Below are 20,827 nucleotides of genomic sequence, written 5' to 3' on the forward strand. Positions count from 1 at the left end.
TGTATGGCGTAAACTTACGGCATGGGAGAGGGAGAGACGGACGGGTTCCCGCTGATCTGGACCCAGCCGCAACCGCGCAGGCGCGGGCTGGACCGGGAGAAGGTCGTGGCGGCGGCGATCGGCGTGGCCGACGAGGCCGGGCTCGACGGCCTGACGATGAAGGCGGTCGCCGCCCGGCTCGGGCCTTACTCGCCGATGGCCCTCTATCGGCACGTGCACAGCAAGGAGGGCCTGTTCGACCTCATGCTCGACGCGGCCACGGCCGAGATCCCGCTGCCCGCCGAGCCCGGCGACGACTGGCGTGACGACCTGCGCACGCTCGCCCTGGAGACCCGGCGGATGACGTCACGGCATCCCTGGTTCGCCGTGCTGGTCCACGCCCGTCCTCCGGCAGGCCCGCACATGATGCGCCGGCTGGAGTTCATGCTCACCGTCCTCGTACGGCAGGGCGCGAGCGTCGGCGATGCGATGACCTACGCGGCGCTGCTCGATCGGCACGTGCTCGGCAGCGCGTTGCAGGACAGCGAGGAGGCCCGTCAGGAGCGGCGCCAGGGCCTGGACGACGACGCCCGGCTCTACGCCGCCGTCGCCGCGCTGCGCGACCTGGCCGCCGCCGACGGCGGCCTGCCCCATCTCACGGAATGGCTCACCCATCCGGCCGGTCCCACGCCGGAGGAACGCTTCGCGATCGGGCTCGACTTCGTCCTCGACGGGATCGCGCGCAGGCTGTCGTGATCGCGCCGCGTCGGAAACGCAAGATCACGAATGAGCCGGGGCAGGGCGGCGTTCATGAAGGAGCAAGGAGCGGCCCCGGGCCTGCCCGACCGGGCCCGGGGGTGCTCACCCCCGGGTGCTCTCCCACTGCAGCGCGCCCTTGACGATCTTCGGCCGCCAGCCGCGGATCGGCCTGCCGGTCTCCAGCGATCTCGTGGTCGCCTTCAGCAGCGCCAGGTAGGACGGCCACACGACGTCGCCCTCCAGGGTGAGGCCCTCCTCGTTGAAGAACTCACCGGTCTTCCCCGTACGGGTGTCGACGAAGAGGTTGCCGCCGTCGTTCGCGTAGGCGAAGGGGATCAGGTGACCGTCCCACCAGTAGCCGTCGGGACCGATGTCGCAGAGCATCTTCCACTCGCTGTGGATGTGCTCAGCGGACATCAGCTCATAGAAGGGGGCGGGGCCGAATCCCCACGAGCCGGCGCCGTCGTGCCGCAGCAGCGAGGCACGCAGGTCGTCGGGGAAGCGCAGCCTCATCGCCGCCTCCGACCTGGCGATGTCCAGAGGGCGGGCCGGTGGCCGCAGGCTCTTGTACGTGACGGGCGCCTTCCGGGCCAGCCACCGCTCGATGCGCCGCCACACCGCGTTGACCTCGGCGGTCACGCGCGGCCCCGGCATGCGCACCCGGGTCGTACGGCCGGGTGTACGGCGGCCCGGCAGGCATCCGACGGCGCGCAGCTCCCCGGCCGTCGGCTTCTCCGGGGTCGGCTCCACGGTCGGCGTCGGGGTGGGGGACGGCCGGGGGCCGCCGGCGCAGCCCTGCCGCAGGGGCGTGGGCTCCTCGGCCCAGCGCAGCTCGCAGCCCGTGGTGACGACCGGATGCCAGTCGCGCAGCGCCTCGCCTCGCTCCAGCGCGCCGGTCAGCGCCTCCAGCATCGCCAGATGCGACGGCCAGCCCATCGGGCCGTCATACTCCACCTGTTCCTGCGCCCCGGCCTCGCCCACCCGGCCCGTCCGCGGCTCGACGAACAGCTCCCGTCCGGAGCCGTCGCTGCCGACGGCCAGGAAGCTGCCGTTCCATCTCCCGTCCTCGGGGTCGGCCGCGTCCAGGTCGCCCTCCATCACCAGGTCCTGGCAGTTGCCCCAGTTGATGTAGTCGATCTCGAAAAGGCCGAGCAGGCCGTACGCGGGCGGGAGCTGGAACCCCGCGCCCAGGTTGCCGTCGGCGCCGTCGTGCCGGAGATAGGAGACGTACAGGTCGTCGGGCAGGCGGCGGCCGTGGTTCGACTCCCACCCGGCGAGGCTCTGCGGGTCGGCGCCGAACTTGAGCCTGCGCAGCGTGGCCGAGGCGTGCGCGCCCAGCCAGCGTTCGATGCGGTCCCACGCCTGGTTCACCCGCGCCGCGATCGCAGGATCGGGCGTACGCGGGGTGTAGGTGGGCTCGGCGGTCGCGAAGCTCGGGTCCCGCAGCATGTCGGGGGTGAGCTTCGCCTCGTCGCCCCACTGCACCGGCGGGCACCCGATGCTCTTCGCCTCCTCGGGAGTGAGGGCGTTGGCCTTCATCTCGGCTTCGAACTCGGGATCGTCACAGGACAGCGACACGGTGCCGCCCATCGATATGGAGGAGCACATCACCGACTCCCCCATGAGATCCGGCTCACCGGCGACCCCGCCCAGCAGAAGCACGCCCACGAGCGCCGGCCACACGACACGCCGCGATCTGATCACCGGCGCACTGTATCGATCTTGACCGACAGATCTCAGGCCGTTCGCAGGTGCCGTGATCCGTTCATGGAGGTCCTCGCCGGCCGGGCTCGAACCGGCGTCCACCCGGATGAAGAGCCGGGCGTTCTACCTCTGAACTACGGCGGGGCCGGGGTCCAGTCTGCTCGACCGGCCCCGGCCGCGCCACGCATTAACGCGCCACGCATCAATCCGCCTCCACGGCGGGAGGCAGGTCGCCGGTCACGACGCCGGCCCGGAGCCCGTGCAGGGCGTCCGGCGCCAGATCGGGTCTGACGGGCCTGCCGCTGAACACCCCGGCGCGGCGCAGCAGGGCCGCCCACACCGGATCGGCGACGGCGACCCCGTGCACCAGCTCGGGCGTGGGCCGGAACACGGCGACACGACGCGTGGGCGTGGGCGCCGTCCAGCCCGACTTCTCCGGGTCGAGCCCCGCCGTACGGCAGGTCGCTTCGACGTCCGCACGGGTGCAGGACGCCGTGCCGTCCAGCACCTCCCAGGGCGGCGGCAGCGCGGCCCAGACCCGGGTGGCGGGATCGATGTCGCCGCCGGTCGAGCGGTGCCAGGCCGCGAGGTCTGCGGCCATCAGCCGCATCGCCTTCCCCGGGCAGGACGCGTCGAGCAGCTCCAGAGCGTCCAGCGACGCGAGGCACGCGAGCCACCCGGCGCGGGCGGCGTTGTAGGCCCCCGCCAGGGTGTTCCACGTGCTGGAGTCGTCGCCGCGCCGCACGACCATCGACGTCCGATCCGTGGCCGGTCGCCAGCGCCGCCCCAGGAACCGGGCGGCCTGCCGCATGACCGCGGACCACTGACCGAGCAGCCGTCCCCGCTCCCCGTCGGTGAGACGGTGCAGCACGTCGGGCATGGCCCGGACCTGCGCGATCATCCACCAGTCCGCGTCGTCCCCGCATCGGCGGAGCAGCACCTCCGCGATCTCGTCGAAGGGGTTGTCCCGCCCGGAGAGGCTGAACTCGCGGCGCAGCTTGCGGCGTGCCGTGTAGTAAGCCACGAAGCAGGCGGCGTCCGGGTCCGCGACGAACCGCTCCAGCGGGATGCTCGCGCCGAAGCCGGTGACACCGATCAGCAGCAGCCGCCGCTTGTCCTGCTCGGTCTCGAGCGTGCCCGCCTTCTCCTCGATGCGGCGCAGCATCCGGAACCGCCGGTTGTACTGCCGCTTCGACAGGTCCATCCCGGCGGCCTCTCGGGCCTCGCGGTTGAGCCGGTCGGCGAGGAAGTCGGACCTGCCCGGTCTCCACCCGATCATGCGCCCGGCGGTGCCCGCGTACGCCCGCAGCGACTCGGGGTCGTCGGGGTCCACGTCCGCCCGTACGCCGAACAGCCGGGCGGCCGCCGCCACCTGGCGCGCGCCGCCGACGGGGCGCGCGTAGTCGTCCGGCAGCGAGGTGAACCATCCGCGCGAGGAGTGCCGCGCGGCGCGGGCGAGCAGATTGCGCTCACGGCCCGACAGCCGTCCGGCCAGGGCCTGGAGGACCAGTTCGGCGACGTCCTCCGGCCGGTAGCGGCGGTTCAGAGAGCCGTGCAGCTCGGCGAGCGCCTCCCCGCGGGAGTGCTCGGAACCCGTGCGGTGCTTCATGCCCGCCATGATGTCGGCCGTGCCCGCCGGAAATCGATCGGTTATCCGGCCGCCCGCGAAAAGCCGTTGGGCGCACGGGCCGGGACGGAGGAGACTCGGCACATGGAGATCATCGCGGCGGAGCGGCTCACGTTGTGGCCGCTGACCGTGCAGGACGCGGACGAAATGGCGGAGGTGCTGGCGGGGGAGGAGTTGTACGCCTTCATCGGCGGAGCCGCGCCCACCCTGCCGGAGCTACGCGCCAGGTATGCCCGGCTCGAAGCCCGCCGCTCCCCGGACGGGCGGCAGGAGTGGCTCAACTGGATCATCCGCCGCGACATCGACCGGCGAGCGGTCGGCTACGTCCAGGCGACCGTGGCGGACGAGGGGCGGCGGGCCGAGGTCGCGTGGGTCGTGGGGACCGCCTGGCAGGGCCACGGGTACGCCTCGGAGGCGGCGGCGGCCCTGGCCGGATGGCTGCGGGCGCGCGGCGTCGCCCGCATCGAGGCCCACATCCATCCCGATCACCACGCGTCCATGGCGGTGGCCGGCCGCATAGGCCTGCTGCCCACCGATCACGTCGAGGACGGCGAACGCCTGTGGACCTGGGAACGGCCGAGCGGTACGGGGCGGGAGGCCGGAGCCTGAAGGCGCCGGCCTCCCGCGGGTCCGTACGGACCAGCCGGTCTACTTCCCGGCGCCGGGCAGCCGCAGTGTCGCCACGACCCCCGCGTGGTCGGACGGCCACAGGCCCAGCGGCGTACGGTCGGCCTCCCTGTTCCCGACCACGTTGATGTTCTTGACCCCGAACGCCCCGCGGAACAGGACGAGGTCGATGCGGCGCGTCAGGGAGGAGACGGGATTGCGCAGGTCGGGCGCCTGGCAGCAGGTGAATCCGGGGTCCCCGGGTCGCCGGAGCTTCCACGCGTCGGCGAAGCCCTGGTCGAGAAGGAAGCGGTAGGTGGCGAACGTCGGATCGTCCGGGTCACTGGCGTTGGCGTTGAAGTCGCCGACGAACACGACGGGCAGGCGCGTGTTCGCCGCACTGGCCACGAGCTCCTGCGCCTGCGCCCGCTGAACGGTGAACGGTGGTGTCGAGTCCAGATGGGTGTTGACGAAGCGGAACGTCCGCCCGCAGACGGTGGCGTCCACGGAGATCCAGCCGCGGATGTCGGTGATGGCGCCGACGGGTGAGGGCTGCGTCGAGTTGATCACGTAGGTCTGCACCTGCCGGTTGGACAGCGTGATCTTCCTGGCCGCGTCCGCCCTGACGATGACCACGTCACGATAGGTGAGGCGCACGTCGAACCCGAGCGTGCTGGGCGCCTCGATGTCCAAGCCGGGCATGATGCCGACCGTCTCGTAGTGGTGCCCCAGCCGGTCGAGCTCGGCCAGTAGGGCCTGCAACTGGTCCGACTGCACGTTCTCCGCCGGCCGCGAACCGGTGCGGATGATGTCGACCTCCTGGAGTCCCACCAGGTCGGGCTCGTTGCGGGCGATCTCGCGGGCGACCGCGGCCGCACGTTCGGCGGGCGCGCTCGCGATGATGTTCTGGTAGACGGTCGTGACCGCAGCGAGGAACTGCGGGAGCGTCTGCGCGGCGATCAGCGGCGCGAAGCTGCTGCCCACGTACATGTTCTGCGTCATGACGCGAATGTTGGGATCGCAGGGTTTCGGCGCCGGCTCGTTCTTGGGGTTTTTCCGGACGGGCTGCGCCGCGTTCTGCTGGTCGCCGACGTTCTGTCGGCCCTTGACGCTCTGCTTGGCCTTCTGTGCCGATGAATTCCGTACGTGCGAATCGGTCTTTTGGGTGTTCGAGGTGATCGTGCGTGAATGGGCGAGTTGCCGGTTGTCCGGCAGCGCCCTCGATTGCGTCGTCGACTGCTGAACCGGGGACAGGACCTGGGTGAAATCACGGAGCAGCTTCTGGCTCTGGCTCTGGCCCTGGTCGCCCCGCTGCCGCTGATGGTTCTTGTTCTTGTTCCGGCTCGCGCCGGGGTGTGGAGACGCGGGGTGTGGAGAGGAGAGGCCGGCGGCGGCGTCACCGGGCAGGATCCGCGCTGTCTCGAGACCGGCAGTGCCGTCCGCGGCGGCATGGGCGACGGCGCCGCCGGTCAGCAGTGCGCCGACCGCGAGAAGCGCGACAAGGCTCATTCTTCTGGGCAATGCAACTCTCCTATGCACGGGCTCTCCGACATTTCCCCCATAATGAAATGTCGGTATTTGCGACCCGCCGTGAATCGTTCCGTGCCGCCTTGGCTTTCCTGTCCGTCCGTGGTGTAAACGGTCCTCGCCTTTTCTTTCGATTACCTTGAGGGCGTACGTGGTGTCCGTTGCCGGGGCCCTTTCTCGCGTGCTCCTTTCCTCCTGGTTTGATGGAACGTCGACGTCAGGGAGGCGGGCATGGAGACGGCCGAGTGGTACAGGTACTTCGCGGAGCGCGAGGTCAGGGGGCACAGCCCGGTCTACGAGGCGCTCGCCCTCGCGATCGCCGCCGATCCCGGGCTGATCGAACTGATCGACGGCCTGCCGGAGCCGAAACGGCAGCCGAACCTGCTGCTGGCCGCCGTGCGCTTCCTCGGCGGGCCGTACGACGAGTTCGGCGCCTTCCGGGAGTGGACCGTGCGCCACTGGCCCGAGGTGCGGGAGACGATGCTCGCCCGGCGGACGCAGACCAACGAGGCGGGCCGGTGCGCGAGCCTGCTGCCGGTGCTGGCGGCGCTGCCGCAGCCGCTGGCCCTCGTGGAGGTGGGCGCGTCGGCGGGGCTGTGCCTCTACCCGGACCGCTACCGCTACCGGTATGACGACGGGCCCGAGATCGGGCCGGCCGGGAGCCCCGTCCTGCTCACCTGCCGGACGAACGGGAAGGTGCCGGTGCCGGAGCGCCTCCCCGAGGTCGTGTGGCGGGCCGGGCTCGATCTCGATCCCATCGACGTACGCGACGACGAGGCGGTGCGCTGGCTGGAGTGCCTGGTGTGGCCGGAGCAGCAGGACCGGCTCGCCCGGCTGCGCGGGGCGGTGCGGATGGCGCGGCAGGACCCGCCCCGCCTGGTGCGGGGGGACGCCACGGCGGCCCTGCCCGATCTCGTCGCCGCCGCGCCCGCCGGGGCGACGGTCGTCGTCTTCCACAGCGCGCTCCTGCCCTACCTGGACGCCGGGGCGCGGGACCGCTTCGTGGCGCTCGTCCGCGACCTTCGGGTGGGGGGCCTGCCGGTACGGTGGATCTCCAACGAGGGCTCGCCCCGGCTGCCCTCCCTTCTTCCGAAGCTGACGGCCGGGCTGCCGGAGCGGCGGCTGGCGTTCCTGCCCGCGCTCGACGGCGAACCGCTCGCGATGGCCGGGCCGCACGGCGAGTGGCTCGACTGGCTCGCCTGACCGAGCCGATCTCCGAGCCGATCTCCGAGCCGATCTCCGGGCCGATCTCCGGGCCGATCCGTCAGCCGATCTTCAAGCTGCGCGTGGGATCCGCACCGCGGGGGGTAAGGAGAGACCGGAAGGAGAAGGCATGCCTGACCCTGCGGAGACGGAGCGGCTGCGCCAGGTCGTGGACGAGCTCTTCCACGACCGCCTCCGCGTGACGCGCCGCGACCTCTACTCCGCCGCCGCCGCGGACATCCATGTGCCGGCCGAGACCCTCGCCCTCCTGAACGAGATCCCCGAGGGCTCCTACAGCCGGGACGAGATGCTGGAGGCCATCGAGGGGGCCGTACGGGCCCGGGAAGAGGCGGAGCGGGAGACGCGGCGACCCGAGCGGATCGTCGCGCTGGAGGACACCGCCGAGGCCGAGCGCGCCATCACCGAAGACACCACGTTGAACGCGCTGATCCAGGAGCCCTCCGGCCCTCCGCCGGACGCGCCGCGGTTTCAGGAGCCGGGCGAGTGAGACGCCCTGCGTCGCCAGAAGGCACATGAGAAGGCGTACGAGGAGGAGGGGTGACGCGATGCGATCTGGCCCGGTGACCGGACCGGCGACCGGCCCGGTGACGATGCGGGTGCGGCGCTACCTGCCCGACGGCAATCCGTTACGGCGCGGCACCGACCGCGTCGAGTCCCTGGCCGTCCTGGCCTTACTGATCCTGTGCGTGCTGAGCCTGGGCGCGGCGTGCGCCGTGGGCGCCGCCGTCTATCGCGGCGGCCTGGCCGAGGAGCGTTCCGGGCGATGGGTGACGGCCACTGTCACCCGGGACGCGCCGGCGGCCACCTGGGTCGCGGTGGAGGGCACCGCCGCGCGGCTGCGCACGGGCGTCGCCTGGACGACCGCCGACGGCCGCACGGTGACCGGGCAGGCGCCGGTGCCCTCGGCGGCCAAGGCCGGCACGCCCGTGCGGATCTGGCTGGACCACGAGGGCAGGCCCGGCGACGGCCCGCGCAGCCGGATCGACACGGTCGCGGACGGCGTCGCGTCCGGAACGGCCACGGCGGCGCTGTCGCTGACGATGCTGCTCGCCTGCCTCGCCCTCGTGCGCCGCCGTCTCGATCACCACAGGTACGCCGCCTGGGACGCCGGGTGGCTCGCGATGAACCGGCGGCGCAAGCCCAAGGACGCGTAAGCACACAGGAGGCGCGTCGTGCTGACAGTCACCGACCACGCCGTTCGGGCGATCCGCGATCTGATGGTGGGGGAGTATCTCCCCGACGAGGCGGGCCTGCGCATCGCGGCCAAGCCGGGCGAGCCCGCCTCGCTGGAGCTCTCGCTGGTGAGCGCGCCGTTTTCGGGTGACGAGGTGATCGAGAAGGCGGACGTGCGCGTCTTCGTCGAACCGGAGGTCGCCGAGACCGTCGGCGGCAAGACGCTGGACGCCGAGACCGGGCCCGGCGGCCGGCCCACCTTCCGCCTCACCTGATCACCTGATCACCTGTCGCCCGTCCTCACAGCTCGGCCGGGACCCGCGGCGGCGGGACGCTCGCCTCCTGACGACTGCGCAGCGCCTCCAGGCCGACCAGGTCGTCCGGCTCGGCGTCCGGGGTCTCCTGGTCGAACCTCGCCAGGGCCGGATGCCGCAGGGCCAGCGTGATCGTGAGCGCGATGGCCAGGCCGCACACGACGTACAGCAGGCCGATGCCGCGGCCCTCGCCGACTCCGATCACCTTCCCGACCGTGCCGGCCAGCGGGCCGTCCGGCCGCATCAGCGGCTCGAAGAGCAGCCCCACCAGCCAGGCCTGTACGGCGAGGCCGACCGGCTGGGTCGACAGCGCGAGCATCCGGTTGATCGCGATGACCCGGGCGTGGTAGCGCTGGGGCACCTTCGAGTGGATGATCGTCAGCCAGATGCCGTCGCTGATCGTCATCATCAGCGACATGCCGAAGGCGCCGACCGTGATGAGGACGAGCGACGGGCGCAGACCGGCGATCGCGCAGAAGATCCCGAGCACGCCGGCGGCCGCCAGCATGCCGAACATCCGGCGGTCACGCGGGCCACCCCACAGCGTGATGATCAGCCCGCCGCAGACCGCCCCGATCCCGGCGAGCAGCGCCACCCGCCCCGTGTCGGCCAGCTCGCCGACCGACAGCACCAGCGGCGAGATCATGATGAACCCGGTGAACAGGAAGAAGTTCACGATGAACATCGTGAAGGCCATGGCCCGCAGGCCGCGCCGCCGCAGCAGGTAGCGGAAGCCGTTGCGGATCTCGGCGGAGACCGTCTCGCGGCGCCGCCAGGCCATCGTGGCCGGGAAGCGCACGAGCAGGGTCACGGCGAACGCGATCGCGTAGCAGACCACGTTGGCGGTCAGGATGCCCTCGATGCCGATCAGCGCCAGCACGGCGACGGAGAACAGCGGCACCATGAGCTGGGCCACGGCGTTGCCGAGCTGGACGACGCCGCCGACGTGATGCAGATAGTGCTTGGGCGCGAGCTGTGGACCGGCCGACTGCCAGGCCACCCGTTGCAGGGTCACCGATATCGACAGCACCACCAGCAGGCCGTACAGCAGGGGCATGCTCAGCACGTCGCCGGCCATCAGCGCGAGCAGCGCGGCCTGCACGGCCAGCGACAGGCCGTCGGCGGCCAGCATCGCCCGCTTGCGGTCATACCGGTCGACGAGCGCGCCGATCAGCGGCGCGAGGACGAGCCCCGGCACCAGCCCGATGATGGCGAACAGGCCGAACTGCACCAGTGAGCCGCTCTTCAGGTAGGCCCAGATCGGCACGGCGAACTCGGTCATCACGGCGCCGATCATCGAGACGATCTGACCGGTCGCCACCGTGAAGAACCGGCCCAGGCTGGGCTGCGGCCCGCCGACGTCGGCCTTCCGGTCGGTGGACAGCGCCTGCCGCCACCACGTCGCCGGGTCCTCGGGCGGGCGTGGCCGCCACTCTTCGGTGCGTTCGACGGCGGCGTGGGTGGTCGTGACGATCGCGGCCAGTTCCTCGGTGCGATAGCGGAGGAAGTAGTGGCCGGCCTCGGCCATCACGACCAGCGCCGTGGTCTCGGAGACGCAGTGCCAGTCGCGGTAGCGCTCCTGGTAGAAGTCGGTCAGCGCGTCGCGGTCGCCGACGATCGAGATCACCGGGGCGCGCAGCTGCGGGCTCTGCCGCTCCACGAGCTCGCTGAAGTAGTCCTCACCGGCCCGCGCGTCCACGCGCATAGTGCGGATGATGTGGTCGACCTGCTCGGGATCGAGGTCCTGGAGGTCGGCGCCCATCGCGCGCAGCCAGTTGGCGTGCGCGTTGGCGTTGTCCAGCGCCTTGCTGCGGAAGATGCGCCCGAGCAGGCCGTTCAGGCCCTTCGTGGGGGTGGCGAACGGGAAGCTGCCGCCCATGTAGACGGCCTCCACACGCCGCCCGGCCGCCTCGAGCCGCCGCGCGATCTCGGCGGTCAGCGCGCTGCCGACGCAGTGGCCGTACAACGCGACCGGGCCGCGCACGCGCTCGACCACCTCGTCGCAGACCCGCTGGGCGGCCTCGTGGAACGGGATCGTGCTCTCCTCGACACCCAGCTCGTGGCCGGGCAGGGCGACCGCGAACAGCGAGTGGCCGTCCGGCAGCGCGTCGGCCAGCGGCTGGTAGACCATCGCGCTGGCCCCGCCGTACGGGATGCAGACGAGCGACAGCGTCGGCGTCTTGACCGGCCGGGTGAGCTCGACCAGCAGGCCGCGCGGGCCCTCCTCGGCGGTGCTCTCCGGAGTGCCGTTGGCGGCGTCGATCACCGCGGCCAGCTCCCGCACGGTGCGGTTGGCGATCGCGTCGAGCACGGTCACCTGGTAGCCGTCGGAGGGCAGCGCCTGGCGCAGCTTGGCGACCATGCGGATGAGCAGCAGCGAGTGGCCGCCGAGCGCGTTGAAGTCGGCGTCGATCGAGACGGCGTCGATGCCGAGGACCTCCCGCCAGACCCCGGCCACCACGATCTCGGTCTCGGTCGTCGGCTCGGCCAGGTCGTCGCCCACCCGGACCACCGGATCGGGCAGTGCCTTGCGGTCCACCTTGCCGTTGGCGTTGAGCGGGATGGTCTCCAGCGGCACGAACACCGACGGGACCATGTAGTCCGGCAGCCGTTCCGCGCAGTGGTCCGCCAGCTCGGACAACTCCGGCCCGGTGGGGACGTAGTAGGCGACGAGCCGCTTGTCCTCGGGGGTGAACGCGTGCACGGTGACGACCGCGTCGCGCACACCGGGGTGATCGAGGACGGTCGCCCGCACCTCGTCCAGCTCGATGCGGTAGCCGCGGATCTTCACCTGGTCGTCGTAGCGACCCAGGAAGGCCACGTCGCCGTCGCGGGTCCAGGCCACCCGGTCGCCGGTGCGGTACATCCGGCCGCCCGGGTTGAAGGGATCCGGCAGGAACCGCTCCTCGGTGAGGTCCGGCCGGTTCATGTACCCGCGGGTCACGCCCACGCCGCCGACGTACAGCTCGCCCGGCACGCCGACCGGCTGCAGCCGCCGGTGGGCGTCCAGGACGTACATCCGCATGTTGGGCAGCGGGCGCCCGATCGGGACGACCTCCACGAGCTGGGCGTCCCGCACGGGATAGACGCAGGTGCCGACCGACGCCTCGGTGGGGCCGTACTCGTTGATCAGCCGGCCCGGGCCGAGCATCTCCAGCCAGCGGTTGGCCATCGAGCCGGGCAGCGCCTCGCCCGCCACGACGATCTTCCCGGCGAGCGCGGCGGCCTGCCGGGCGTCGATCTGGTGACCGAGCACCTCCAGGTGCCCGGGAGTGCATTTGATGAAGGCGTACGGCCCGCCCGCCACCAGCAGCGCGCCCAGCTCGCCCATGTCGAAGTCCTGCGGCAGCACGGTGACCCGGCGGCCCGCGACGAGCGGCGCCCACAGGTTGGGCACCACGAGGTCGAACGCCACCGAGCCGAACAGCGGCGCGCCGCCGTCGCCCTGGTACGCCAGGTCCTCGACGGCCCACCACACGTGGTTCACCAGCCCGCGGTGGGTGACCTGCACGCCCTTCGGCTTGCCGGTCGACCCCGACGTGAAGATCACGTAGGCCAGCCGGTCGATGTCGTACGGCACGCCTGCCGGGTGGCGCGGCAGGTCGTCGAGGACGCCGCTCTCCACGTCGACGACGTCGTCCAGCACGCCGGCGCCGTCGAACAGGTGCGCGTAGCCCGCCGAGGTCAGGACCAGCGGGGTCGCGGCGATCGACAGCATGTCGTGCACGCGCTGCGCGGGGAACTTGGGATCCATCGGCAGGTAGGCCGCGCCCGCCTTCCACACGCCCAGGAGGCAGGCGATGAGATCCGGGCTCCGGTCGAGCAGCACGCCCACCGTGTCCTCCGGGCCGATGCCCCGCTCGCGCAGCAGGTGAGCGACCTGGTTCGCGCGGGCGTGCAGCTCGGCGTAGGTGGTCGTGCGGCCCTCGAAGGCGACCGCGACCGCGTCCGAGTCCGCGTGGCGCTCCAGCAGCTCGGGCAGGGCGACGTCCGGGTAGGGCCGGGCCGAGTCGTTCCAGTCGTCCAGCACCACGTCGCGCTCGGCGTCGGTGAGCAGCTCCAGGCGGGCCAGCGGGGTGTCCGGGGCGGCGGCGACGCGCTCGGCCAGCGCCCGGTAGTGCCCGGCCATCCGGGCGACGGCGTCCGCGTCGAACCGGTCCTTCTGGTAGGTCAGGTAGAGCTCGGGGTCGCCGGCGCCGTTCAGGTGCACCAGCAGCGCGAGGTCGTAGGTGAAGTCGTCGACCTCGTGCTCCCAGACCGACGCCTCCAGCCCGGGCCAGCGCCCGCGCTGGTCGCGGAAGACCCGCAGCGAGAAGCCCACGGTCGACAGCGAGAAGTTGCGGGCGTCCCGGTCGCTCAGCGCCCCGGCCAGCTCCGAGAACGGCAGGTGGTTGGCGAGCGCCTCGCCGAGCCTGCGCCGGACCCCCGCCGCCGCCTCCCGGAACGACGGGTCGCCGGACAGGTCGGCGCGCAGCGGCAGGGCGTTGACGAAGCAGCCCAGCACGGGCTCCAGCTCCACGCGGCGGCGTCCGCCGTCCACCGTGGCGATCGTCAGGTCGCCCTGCCCGGTGTATCGCGCGAGCAGCATCGAGAAGACCGTGAGCAGGGCCACGAACGGGGTGGTTCCGGGGCCGCCGGCCTCCCGCAGCGCCCGCAGGACCTCCTCCGGCAGGGTGAACAGGTGGCAGTCGCTCCGGTGGCCCTCGGTGACGGCCTGGCCGTCCCGCGCGACGGGCAGCTCCACCGCGCTCGCGCCGTCGAGCCGGTCGCGCCAGTAGATGAGCCGCCGCTCGCGCTGCTCGCCGGTCAGCTCACGCCGAGACCATGCCGCGTAGTCGGCGTACTGGAGCGGCGGCGCGGCCACCTCGGCGGGCCGGCCCTCGTGGGTGGACGCGTACACGCTGGTCAGCTCGTCCACGATGATGCCGACCGACCATCCGTCGCACGCGATGTGGTGGCAGACGAACATCAGCACGTGGTCCTCGTCGGCCAGCCGCACCAGCGTCGTGCGGTGGACCGGCCCGGCCTCCAGGTCGAAGCGTTCGACGGCGGCCCTGCACGTGATCTCCCGGGCCCGGGCCTCCCGCTCGGCCTCCGGCAGCTCTCGCAGGTCCACGACGTCGAGCGGCGCGGGCCCGGGGTCGAGGACGACCTGCCGGGGCTCGTGCCCGTCGCCCTCGTAGACCGTACGCAGGATCTCGTGGCGTTCGACCAGGCTGTGCAGGGCGGCGGTCAGGGCCCGGAGGTCGAGCGGGCCGGTGAGCCGCAGGCCGATCGTGGCGTTCGGCGCCGGGGCGCCCTCGGCGAAGCGGGCGCCGAGCCACATCTGGGTCTGCTCGTAGGAGCAGGGGGCGGGTCCCTCGCCGCGCGGGGTGATCGCGGTCGCGGCGGCGGCCTTGGCGGCCCTGGCGGCCAGGAGCCGGCGCAGCGCCTCCTGCCTGCGTGGGGAAAGCGACGCTATTAAATGCTCGTTGTCAGTCGTCGGCGTTATCGTCACCGAGCGTTCTCCTCTCTGCGCAGACAATGCGCAGGACCAGCTGACCACGCAAAAAAAGTGGTTGAACCAGAAAACGCTTGATCGTCGATTCCGCAGGACGTCGCCGCGTATCTCGCCGCCTTTGAGCCGAGATGCGTGGGAGCGCTCCCACGAAAGTGATTATTTTACGATACGGGATGCACGCTGGGTAACGCAAGCCTCGCTTCCACCTGCGATCCCGTGCGCAGGGTATTGGGAAATCGACCTTCCGTCAGCATTTGCGGGCGACCGAACATGAGCAGTCGTCGGCATTGCCGGCAGACACAGGCATATGTCGGAGAATTTGACTGGCGCCGTCGAGCAGACCGGATGAAACATGTTTCTTGCGCGTAACCCGATCCGGGTTCTATGTTGGCCGCCGGAATCTCTTTCCGCAGGGGCGCCGCTTATTCGAGGGCCTGCCTGCCTTCTTAATTCGACTTTTCCCCGTGCTCGGCCGCGGCCGGATCCCGCGCAGAAGGAGGACGCATGGACGACTTCTGGAAGCCCTTGGAAATAGCCCCGGACGGCTTCGCCGCCACACCCGAGGGGTTGCTGCGACCGCTGCGCGAGCTGAACGTGGGCGACCTGCTGGTCCGCGAGAAGGCGCTCGTCTTCCGGGGGTTCGGCGTCACGCCCGAGACCCTCGATGCCGTCATGGACACGCTGCTGCCCAACCGCCTGGCGTACGTGCACGGCAACTCGCCCCGCACCAAGGTCGGCGGCAACGTCTACACCTCGACCGAGTATCCGCCCGAATACACGATCTCCATGCACAACGAGCTGTCCTACTCCGCCACCTGGCCCTCGCGGCTGCTGTTCTACTGCGAGAAGGCGGCGGCGACCGGCGGGGCCACCCCCGTCGTGGACGGCGTGCGCTGGCTGGAGTCGCTCGACGACGAGGTCAGGGACGCCTTCGCCAAGGGCGTGCGCTACACCCAGAACCTGCACGCCGGCCGGGGACTCGGCAAGAGCTGGCAGGAGACGTTCGAGACCGAGGACCGCGACCAGGTGGCCGCGTTCCTCGACGGCATCGGCGCGGACTGGCAGTGGCGGCCCGACGGCGGTGTGCGGATCTCCCAGGTCAGGCCGGCCACCACCCGCCACCCCGTGACCGGAGCCGAGGTGTGGTTCAACCAGGCCGACCAGTGGCACCCCGCCTCGATCGGCGACGAGGCCGCCGCCATGCTCGCCGAGCTCATGCCGGCGGAGGAGCTGCCCCAGTCGGTGACGTTCCCCGACGGCGCCCCGATCCCCGGCGAGTACGTGATCCAGGTGCGCGACCGGGGCCTGGACAACGCGGTGGACGTCGACTGGCGGGAGGGCGACCTGCTGCTGATCGACAACGTGCTGGTGGGGCACGGCCGCAGGCCCTTCACCGGCTCCCGCCGCATCCTCGTGGCCATGTCCGACTGATCACGCGCCTTTCGGAAGGGACACCGAAGTGAACAAGATCGGGCTTGGGGTCGCCGCGACCTTCACCGCTGAGCCGATCGGGGACGCCCTGCGGTTCTGGCTCGCCGAACTCGGCATCCACGGGGACGCCGGGGAGGCCGTCGCCTTCGCGCCGTACGACCAGGTCTTCCCCTCGCTCCTCGACTCGGGCAGCGTGCTCGGCCGGGCCCGTGCCGCCGTCGTGCTGATCAGGGCGGAAGACCTGGTGGCCGAGCAGGAGGGGCTCGACGAGGCGGAGGCCGTCGCCACCGACCTCGCCGCCGCGCTGCGCACCTCGGCGCGCGGGTCCGGCAGTCCGCACGTGCTCGTCGTCTGCCCTCCCTCGCCCGAGCACGGCTCGCCCGAGGTGCACGCGCGCCTCGCGTCCAAGCTGGTCCGGGCGTTCCAGGACGACCCGGCCGTCTCCGTGCTCACCTCCGCCGAGCCGTACGAGCCGGGGCCGGAGGACGTGCACGACGCCTTCGCCGACCGGACCGGCAACGTGCCCTACACCGACCGCTACTTCGCGGCGCTGGCCGCCGCGGCCGTCCGCCGCCTGCACGCCATGACCACCCCGCGTCCCAAGGTCGTCGCCGTGGACTGCGACGGCACGCTCTGGGACGGCGTGGTCGGCGAGGACGGCCCCGACGGCGTGGTCATCGGCCCCGAGCGGCTGGAGATCTGGCGCGAGCTGGCCCGCCAGGTCGCCGCTGGCAGGCTGCTGTGCCTGTGCAGCAAAAACGAGGAGAAGGACGTCCGCGAGGTGTTCGCGCGGCATCCGGAGCTGCCGGTCGGCCTGGACGACGTCGCCGCGGTGCGCGTCGGATGGGACGCCAAGCCGGTCTCACTGCGCTCGATCGCGGCCGAGCTCGGCCTCGGGCTCGACTCCTTCGTCTTCCTCGACGACAGCCCGGTCGAGTGCGCCGAGGTGCGGGCCGGCTGCCCCGAGGCGCTGACGCTCAGGCTCCCGGCGGACGCCGCCGAGGCGGCGGCCTTCCTGCGGCACTGCTGGCCTCTCGACCTGGCCGCGGTCACCGAGGCCGACCGCGAGCGCACCCGGCGCTACCAGGAGGAACGGCAGCGCGAGCAGGCCAGGGGCGAGATGTCCCTCGCGGACTTCTTCGCCACGCTCGACCTGCGGGTGACCATCACCCCGGCCGGTCCCGAGCACGAGGCCAGGGCCGCGCAGCTCGCCGAGCGGACCAACCAGTTCAACCTCTCGGGGACGCGCCGCCTGGACGGCGACGAGAAGTTCGTCGTGGACGTGCGTGACCGCTTCGGCGACTACGGCGTCGTCGGCCTCACCGACGTGCGTACGGAGGGCGACACGCTGCGCGCCGGCGCGTTCCTGCTGAGCTGCCGGGCGCTCGGGCGCGGGGTGGAGCACCGCATGCTCGCGCACCTGGGGGCCCTCGCGCGGGAGCGCGGGCTGGCCCGGGTGGCCCTGGCGTTCCGGGAGACCGAGCGCAACCAGCCGGCCAGGGACTTCCTCGCCGCCCTGCCGGCGACGGTGGAGCCGTACGGCGAGGAGGCGGCCTGGTATGTCCTCGACGCGGCCGGCGCGGCCGCCGTCGTCCACACGCCGGGCCCTGCTGAGGAGAGGGCAGCGGGGCCCGCCGAGGACACCCCATCTGTCGGACCCGCCGGTTGGGCGGCCGTCGAACGGATCGCGACCCGGCTGACCGGCGCCGGCGCGATCCTCGACGCCATGCGGGCCGCCCGTCCCGTGACGGAGGTGGCGGGAGCGAGCCCCGTCGAGGCGGGCGTCATGCGGATGTGGGCCGAGCTGCTCGACGTGGCGCCGGCCTCGGTGAGCGACGGCTTCTTCCAGCTCGGCGGCCACTCGCTGCGGCTGGTGCAGTTCATGGCGCGGGTGCGTGCCGAGTTCGGCGTCGAGCTGCCCTTCGACACGCTCTACACCACCTCGTTCACCGTCGCCGAGGTCGCCAAGGCGATCGAGGAGCGGCAGCTCGCCGACACCGACGACGAGGAGCTGGCCGGGCTGCTCGACGAGCTCGCGGGCCTGTCGGACGAGGAGATCGACGCCCTGCTCGACTCCGAGAACGGCTGATCCGCATGGCCACGATGCTGCTGAGCACCCACGGCACCAACGGCGACGTGCTCCCGTTCGTACGGATCGGGCGCGAGCTGGCGGACCGCGGCCACGACGTCGTCGTGATGACGCACTCCTGGTTCGCCGACCGGATCGCGGCCGCGGGCCTTCGGCACCTGCCGATCGACACGGACGAGGGCTACGACCGGCACCTGGACGACGCCCGGCGCTACATGCTCGACCCCCTGAAGGACCCCGAGGGCGTGCTCGCGCTCTACCGGCGCAACGGCCTGTTCGAGCTGCTGGCCGACGAGGTCCGCATGATCGAGGCGCACTACCGGCCGGGGGAGACCGTGGTGGTCGCCCGGCACACGTCGGGCATCGCCGCGCTGATGGCCGCCGAGCGTCGCGGCGTGCCGGTGGCGCTGGTGTCGGTCACGCCCCACCAGTACGTCTCGCTGCCGGTGCTCGCGAACCTCTTCCGCCGCGTGCTCGGGCAGGGGTACGACGAGGTCTTCCGGGAGTTCGGCCTGCGGCCGGTCCGCGACTGGACCGCCTATCTCAACGGCGCCACGACCCAGCTCGCGCTGTGGCCGGAATGGTTCGACGCCGCGGGCCAGCCGGCGCCGGAGGGCGTCGTCCGCTGCGGGTTCGTGCTCGGCGACACGGCGGAGGGGCCGGCGCCCGGCTGGGCCGAGCCGCCCGTGCTGATCACCGGCGGCACCGGGCAGGTGCTGCACGACCGCTTCTACGACGTGGCGGCGCGGGCGTGCCGGCGGATCGGCAGGAAGGCCCTGCTGGTGAACCGGCACCCGTCGTTCCTGCCCGAGTCGCTGCCCGACGGGGTGGAGTGGGTGCCCTCGGCGCCGTTCGCCACGGTCATGCCCCATGTCGCCGCGGTCGTCCATCACGGCGGGATCGGCACGCTCGCCCGGGCGCTGTCGTCGGCGACCCCGCAGGTGCTGCTGGCGCACGGCGTCGACCGTCCGGACAACGCCGAGCGGCTGGAGCGCGCCGGGGTGGCGACCTGGCTGCCCGTGACGCACTGGACCGAGGACCGGGCGGCCGATTTGCTGGCCCGGGCCCTGGAAGAGGGCGAGGCGGATGGCGGATACCGGGAGCGGATCGCGCCGCTCGCCGCCGACGCGGCGTCGGAGAACGCCGTGCGCGTCGCGGCCGACCACGCCGAGGCGCTGCTCGGCACCGACGCGGTCATGACGCGGCCGGACCCGCGCGAGCGGCTGGCGCGCCTCACGCCGGAGCAGCGCACGCGCCTGGCCGCCATGGCCCGCGCCCGCCGGGCCGTGTAGAGGGGGAGCTCCCGGGTACGCCGGGGCCATGACGGACACGACGGCGCCGATCTCGCGCTTCGACTACGACAAGGTGGCGATCGTCACCGGGGCCGACTCGGGGATCGGGCGGGCGACCGCGGTGCTGCTCGCCGCGCACGGCTTCGACGTCGGCGTCACCTATCACCGCGACGAGAAGGGCGCGCGGGGGACCGCGGAGCAGGTCGCGGCGCAGGGGCGCCGGGCCGCCGTCCGGCAGCACGACCTGACCGACCCGGTGGCCGCGGCGGCCGTGATCGACGAGCTCGCCGACGAGCTGGGCGGCCTCGGCGTGCTGGTGAACAACGCGGGCACCGGCACGTCCGAGCCGCTGCTGGAGATGGGCTACGACCGGTGGCGGTCGGTCCTCGCGGTCGACCTCGACGGGCCGTTCCTGTGCTCGCAACGGGCGGCCCGCCGCATGATCGAGCGCGGCGCGGGCGGCCGGATCGTCAACGTCACCAGCGTCCACGAGGAATACCCCCGCCTCGGGTCCGGGCCCTACTGCGCGGCCAAGGGCGGCCTGCGCATGCTCAGCCGCACCCTGGCGTTGGAACTGGGCAGGCACGGCATCACGGTCAACACCGTGGCTCCCGGGGAGATCGCGACTCCCATGACCGGGCAGGAGGACCAGCCGCCCCGGCCGGGCAGCCGGCCCGGCTACCCGCTCGGCCGTCCCGGCGACGCCCGCGAGGTCGCCGCGGTGATCGCCTTCCTGGCCGGGCCCACCGCGTCGTACGTCACCGGCGCGTCGCTGTTCGTGGACGGCGGGCTCGGCCTGATGGGCCCGCAGGCCGCGGGCGCGATCGACAAGGACATCTGGGCCTCCGCCTGACCGTCACCTGATGGGGAGCGCGGCGGCCAGGCCGTCGAGCACCTGGCGCAGCCCGGCCGCGAAGAGCCGCTGGCGGGATGTATCGTCTCGGTGAGCGCGGCCACCAGATATACCGACGCCACCCGGCAGGCCGTCACCTACCGGGCCGGCCGGGTCCTGCTGGCGGGCGACGCCGCGCACATCCATTCGCCGGCCGGCGGGCAGGGCCTCAACCTCGGGATCGGCGACGCGATGAACCTCGGCTGGAAGCTCGCCGCGACCGTGCGCGGACGGGCGCCGGAGGGGCTGCTCGACGGTTACACGGAAGAGCGCCACCCGGTAGGCGCGTGGGTGCAGGGCTGGAGCGACGCGCAGAGCGCGCTCGGCCGTCCCGACGCCCGCAGCGCGGCGCTGCGTGCCGTGGTCGCCGACCTGCTCGACACCGTGCCCGGCGCGACGTACGTGCTCAAGCAGATCTCCGGTGTCGGCCGGCTGCACGGCCGTGTGGCCCCCGATCTCGTGCTCGACGACGGCAGTGACCTCGCCCGGCACTGCCGCACCGCCCGGTTCCTGCTCGTCACCCGCGACCCGGGGCTCGTCGCGCGCGCCGAGGGCTTCGCCGATCGTCTCACCGTGCTCCCGGGCTCGCCGGCCATGCTCGTACGGCCGGACGGGTTCGTCGCGTGGACCGGCGAGCCGCCCGCGGACCCGTTCGCACACTGGCTCCGCTGAGCAGACTCGGGCCTTGTCGGACGCCCCGGGCGTGGGTG

Annotated in this window: 15 protein-coding genes and 1 tRNA gene; 11 read left to right on the forward strand and 5 right to left on the reverse strand. The window is 72.4% G+C overall.

The window, feature by feature from the left end; translation table 11 throughout:
- Positions 1-21: 21 nt before the first annotated feature.
- The gene (locus FLX08_RS07710; protein WP_142617511.1) at positions 22-735 is read left to right on the forward strand and encodes a TetR/AcrR family transcriptional regulator; all 714 of its coding nucleotides are present in this window, start codon (positions 22-24) and stop codon (positions 733-735) included.
- Between the two features lie 105 nt (positions 736-840).
- On the opposite strand, the gene FLX08_RS07715 is transcribed toward FLX08_RS07710, so the two are convergent.
- The 3 genes from FLX08_RS07715 to FLX08_RS07725 all read right to left on the reverse strand — a co-directional run bounded on the left by FLX08_RS07715 (position 841) and on the right by FLX08_RS07725 (position 4,051).
- A complete protein-coding gene (locus FLX08_RS07715) occupies positions 841-2,442 on the reverse strand; it encodes an SMI1/KNR4 family protein (protein ID WP_142617512.1) in 1,602 nt (533 codons plus the stop codon).
- Between the two features lie 70 nt (positions 2,443-2,512).
- Positions 2,513-2,586, reverse strand: a tRNA-Lys gene (locus tag FLX08_RS07720).
- A gap of 58 nt (positions 2,587-2,644) precedes the next feature.
- Positions 2,645-4,051: a hypothetical protein gene (locus tag FLX08_RS07725; protein ID WP_208761306.1), complete on the reverse strand. Its 1,407-nt coding sequence runs from the start codon at positions 4,049-4,051 to the stop codon at positions 2,645-2,647.
- Between the two features lie 102 nt (positions 4,052-4,153).
- Between FLX08_RS07725 and FLX08_RS07730 the strand changes: the two genes are divergently transcribed.
- On the forward strand, positions 4,154-4,678 hold the full coding sequence (locus tag FLX08_RS07730; RefSeq protein ID WP_142617513.1) for a GNAT family N-acetyltransferase: 525 nt from the start codon (positions 4,154-4,156) through the stop codon (positions 4,676-4,678).
- A gap of 39 nt (positions 4,679-4,717) precedes the next feature.
- Here FLX08_RS07730 and FLX08_RS07735 read toward each other — a convergent pair whose 3' ends face one another.
- Positions 4,718-6,184, reverse strand: coding sequence for an endonuclease/exonuclease/phosphatase family protein (locus tag FLX08_RS07735; RefSeq protein WP_167530307.1), 1,467 nt, complete (start codon positions 6,182-6,184; stop codon positions 4,718-4,720).
- Positions 6,185-6,433: 249 nt separating this feature from the next.
- Here FLX08_RS07735 and FLX08_RS07745 point away from each other — a divergent pair, with 249 nt between their 5' ends.
- From FLX08_RS07745 to FLX08_RS07760, 4 genes are all read left to right on the forward strand, one after another.
- Positions 6,434-7,405, forward strand: a complete 972-nt coding sequence (locus FLX08_RS07745; protein WP_142617516.1) for a DUF2332 domain-containing protein — start codon at positions 6,434-6,436, stop codon at positions 7,403-7,405.
- A 130-nt stretch (positions 7,406-7,535) separates the two neighbouring features.
- A complete protein-coding gene (locus tag FLX08_RS07750) occupies positions 7,536-7,913 on the forward strand; it encodes a hypothetical protein (RefSeq protein ID WP_142617517.1) in 378 nt (125 codons plus the stop codon).
- A gap of 58 nt (positions 7,914-7,971) precedes the next feature.
- Positions 7,972-8,580 (forward strand): Rv1733c family protein, encoded by a 609-nt coding sequence (locus FLX08_RS07755; RefSeq protein WP_142617518.1) that lies wholly within the window; start codon positions 7,972-7,974, stop codon positions 8,578-8,580.
- Between the two features lie 18 nt (positions 8,581-8,598).
- Complete coding sequence (locus tag FLX08_RS07760; protein WP_142617519.1) at positions 8,599-8,874, forward strand: HesB/IscA family protein; 276 nt, start codon at positions 8,599-8,601, stop codon at positions 8,872-8,874.
- Positions 8,875-8,899: 25 nt separating this feature from the next.
- Here the strand turns inward: FLX08_RS07760 and FLX08_RS07765 are convergent, their stop codons facing one another.
- A complete protein-coding gene (locus FLX08_RS07765; protein WP_142617520.1) occupies positions 8,900-14,410 on the reverse strand; it encodes a non-ribosomal peptide synthetase/MFS transporter in 5,511 nt (1,836 codons plus the stop codon).
- 507 nt (positions 14,411-14,917) lie between these two features.
- Here FLX08_RS07765 and FLX08_RS07770 point away from each other — a divergent pair.
- From FLX08_RS07770 to FLX08_RS42900, 5 genes are all read left to right on the forward strand, one after another.
- On the forward strand, positions 14,918-15,844 hold the full coding sequence (locus FLX08_RS07770; protein WP_142617521.1) for a TauD/TfdA family dioxygenase: 927 nt from the start codon (positions 14,918-14,920) through the stop codon (positions 15,842-15,844).
- A 28-nt stretch (positions 15,845-15,872) separates the two neighbouring features.
- Complete coding sequence (locus FLX08_RS07775) at positions 15,873-17,933, forward strand: HAD-IIIC family phosphatase (protein ID WP_142617522.1); 2,061 nt, start codon at positions 15,873-15,875, stop codon at positions 17,931-17,933.
- 5 nt (positions 17,934-17,938) lie between these two features.
- Entirely contained in the window at positions 17,939-19,225 is a 1,287-nt protein-coding gene (locus tag FLX08_RS07780) for a glycosyltransferase (protein WP_142617523.1), read from the forward strand.
- A gap of 28 nt (positions 19,226-19,253) precedes the next feature.
- Positions 19,254-20,078 carry an SDR family oxidoreductase gene (locus FLX08_RS07785; protein WP_142617524.1) on the forward strand — a complete coding sequence of 275 codons (825 nt, stop codon included), beginning with the start codon at positions 19,254-19,256 and terminating at the stop codon, positions 20,076-20,078.
- Positions 20,079-20,168: 90 nt separating this feature from the next.
- The gene (locus FLX08_RS42900; protein WP_280117089.1) at positions 20,169-20,789 is read left to right on the forward strand and encodes an FAD-dependent monooxygenase; all 621 of its coding nucleotides are present in this window, start codon (positions 20,169-20,171) and stop codon (positions 20,787-20,789) included.
- Positions 20,790-20,827 lie beyond the last annotated feature (38 nt).

Source organism: Microbispora hainanensis, assembly GCF_006874475.1.
In the GTDB taxonomy this organism is placed as follows: domain Bacteria; phylum Actinomycetota; class Actinomycetes; order Streptosporangiales; family Streptosporangiaceae; genus Microbispora; species Microbispora hainanensis.

Bases quoted from the DNA above. Each gene is read 5' to 3' on its own strand.
- FLX08_RS07750 (WP_142617517.1), top strand. From the start codon at position 7,536: ATGCCTGACCCTGCGGAGACGGAGCGGCTGCGCCAGGTCGTGGACGAG.
- FLX08_RS07725 (WP_208761306.1), bottom strand. From the start codon at position 4,051: ATGAAGCACCGCACGGGTTCCGAGCACTCCCGCGGGGAGGCGCTCGCC.
- FLX08_RS07730 (WP_142617513.1), top strand. From the start codon at position 4,154: ATGGAGATCATCGCGGCGGAGCGGCTCACGTTGTGGCCGCTGACCGTG.
- FLX08_RS07745 (WP_142617516.1), top strand. From the start codon at position 6,434: ATGGAGACGGCCGAGTGGTACAGGTACTTCGCGGAGCGCGAGGTCAGG.
- FLX08_RS07785 (WP_142617524.1), top strand. From the start codon at position 19,254: ATGACGGACACGACGGCGCCGATCTCGCGCTTCGACTACGACAAGGTG.
- FLX08_RS07735 (WP_167530307.1), bottom strand. From the start codon at position 6,184: ATGAGCCTTGTCGCGCTTCTCGCGGTCGGCGCACTGCTGACCGGCGGC.
- FLX08_RS07710 (WP_142617511.1), top strand. From the start codon at position 22: ATGGGAGAGGGAGAGACGGACGGGTTCCCGCTGATCTGGACCCAGCCG.
- FLX08_RS07770 (WP_142617521.1), top strand. From the start codon at position 14,918: ATGGACGACTTCTGGAAGCCCTTGGAAATAGCCCCGGACGGCTTCGCC.
- FLX08_RS07755 (WP_142617518.1), top strand. From the start codon at position 7,972: ATGCGATCTGGCCCGGTGACCGGACCGGCGACCGGCCCGGTGACGATG.
- FLX08_RS07780 (WP_142617523.1), top strand. From the start codon at position 17,939: ATGGCCACGATGCTGCTGAGCACCCACGGCACCAACGGCGACGTGCTC.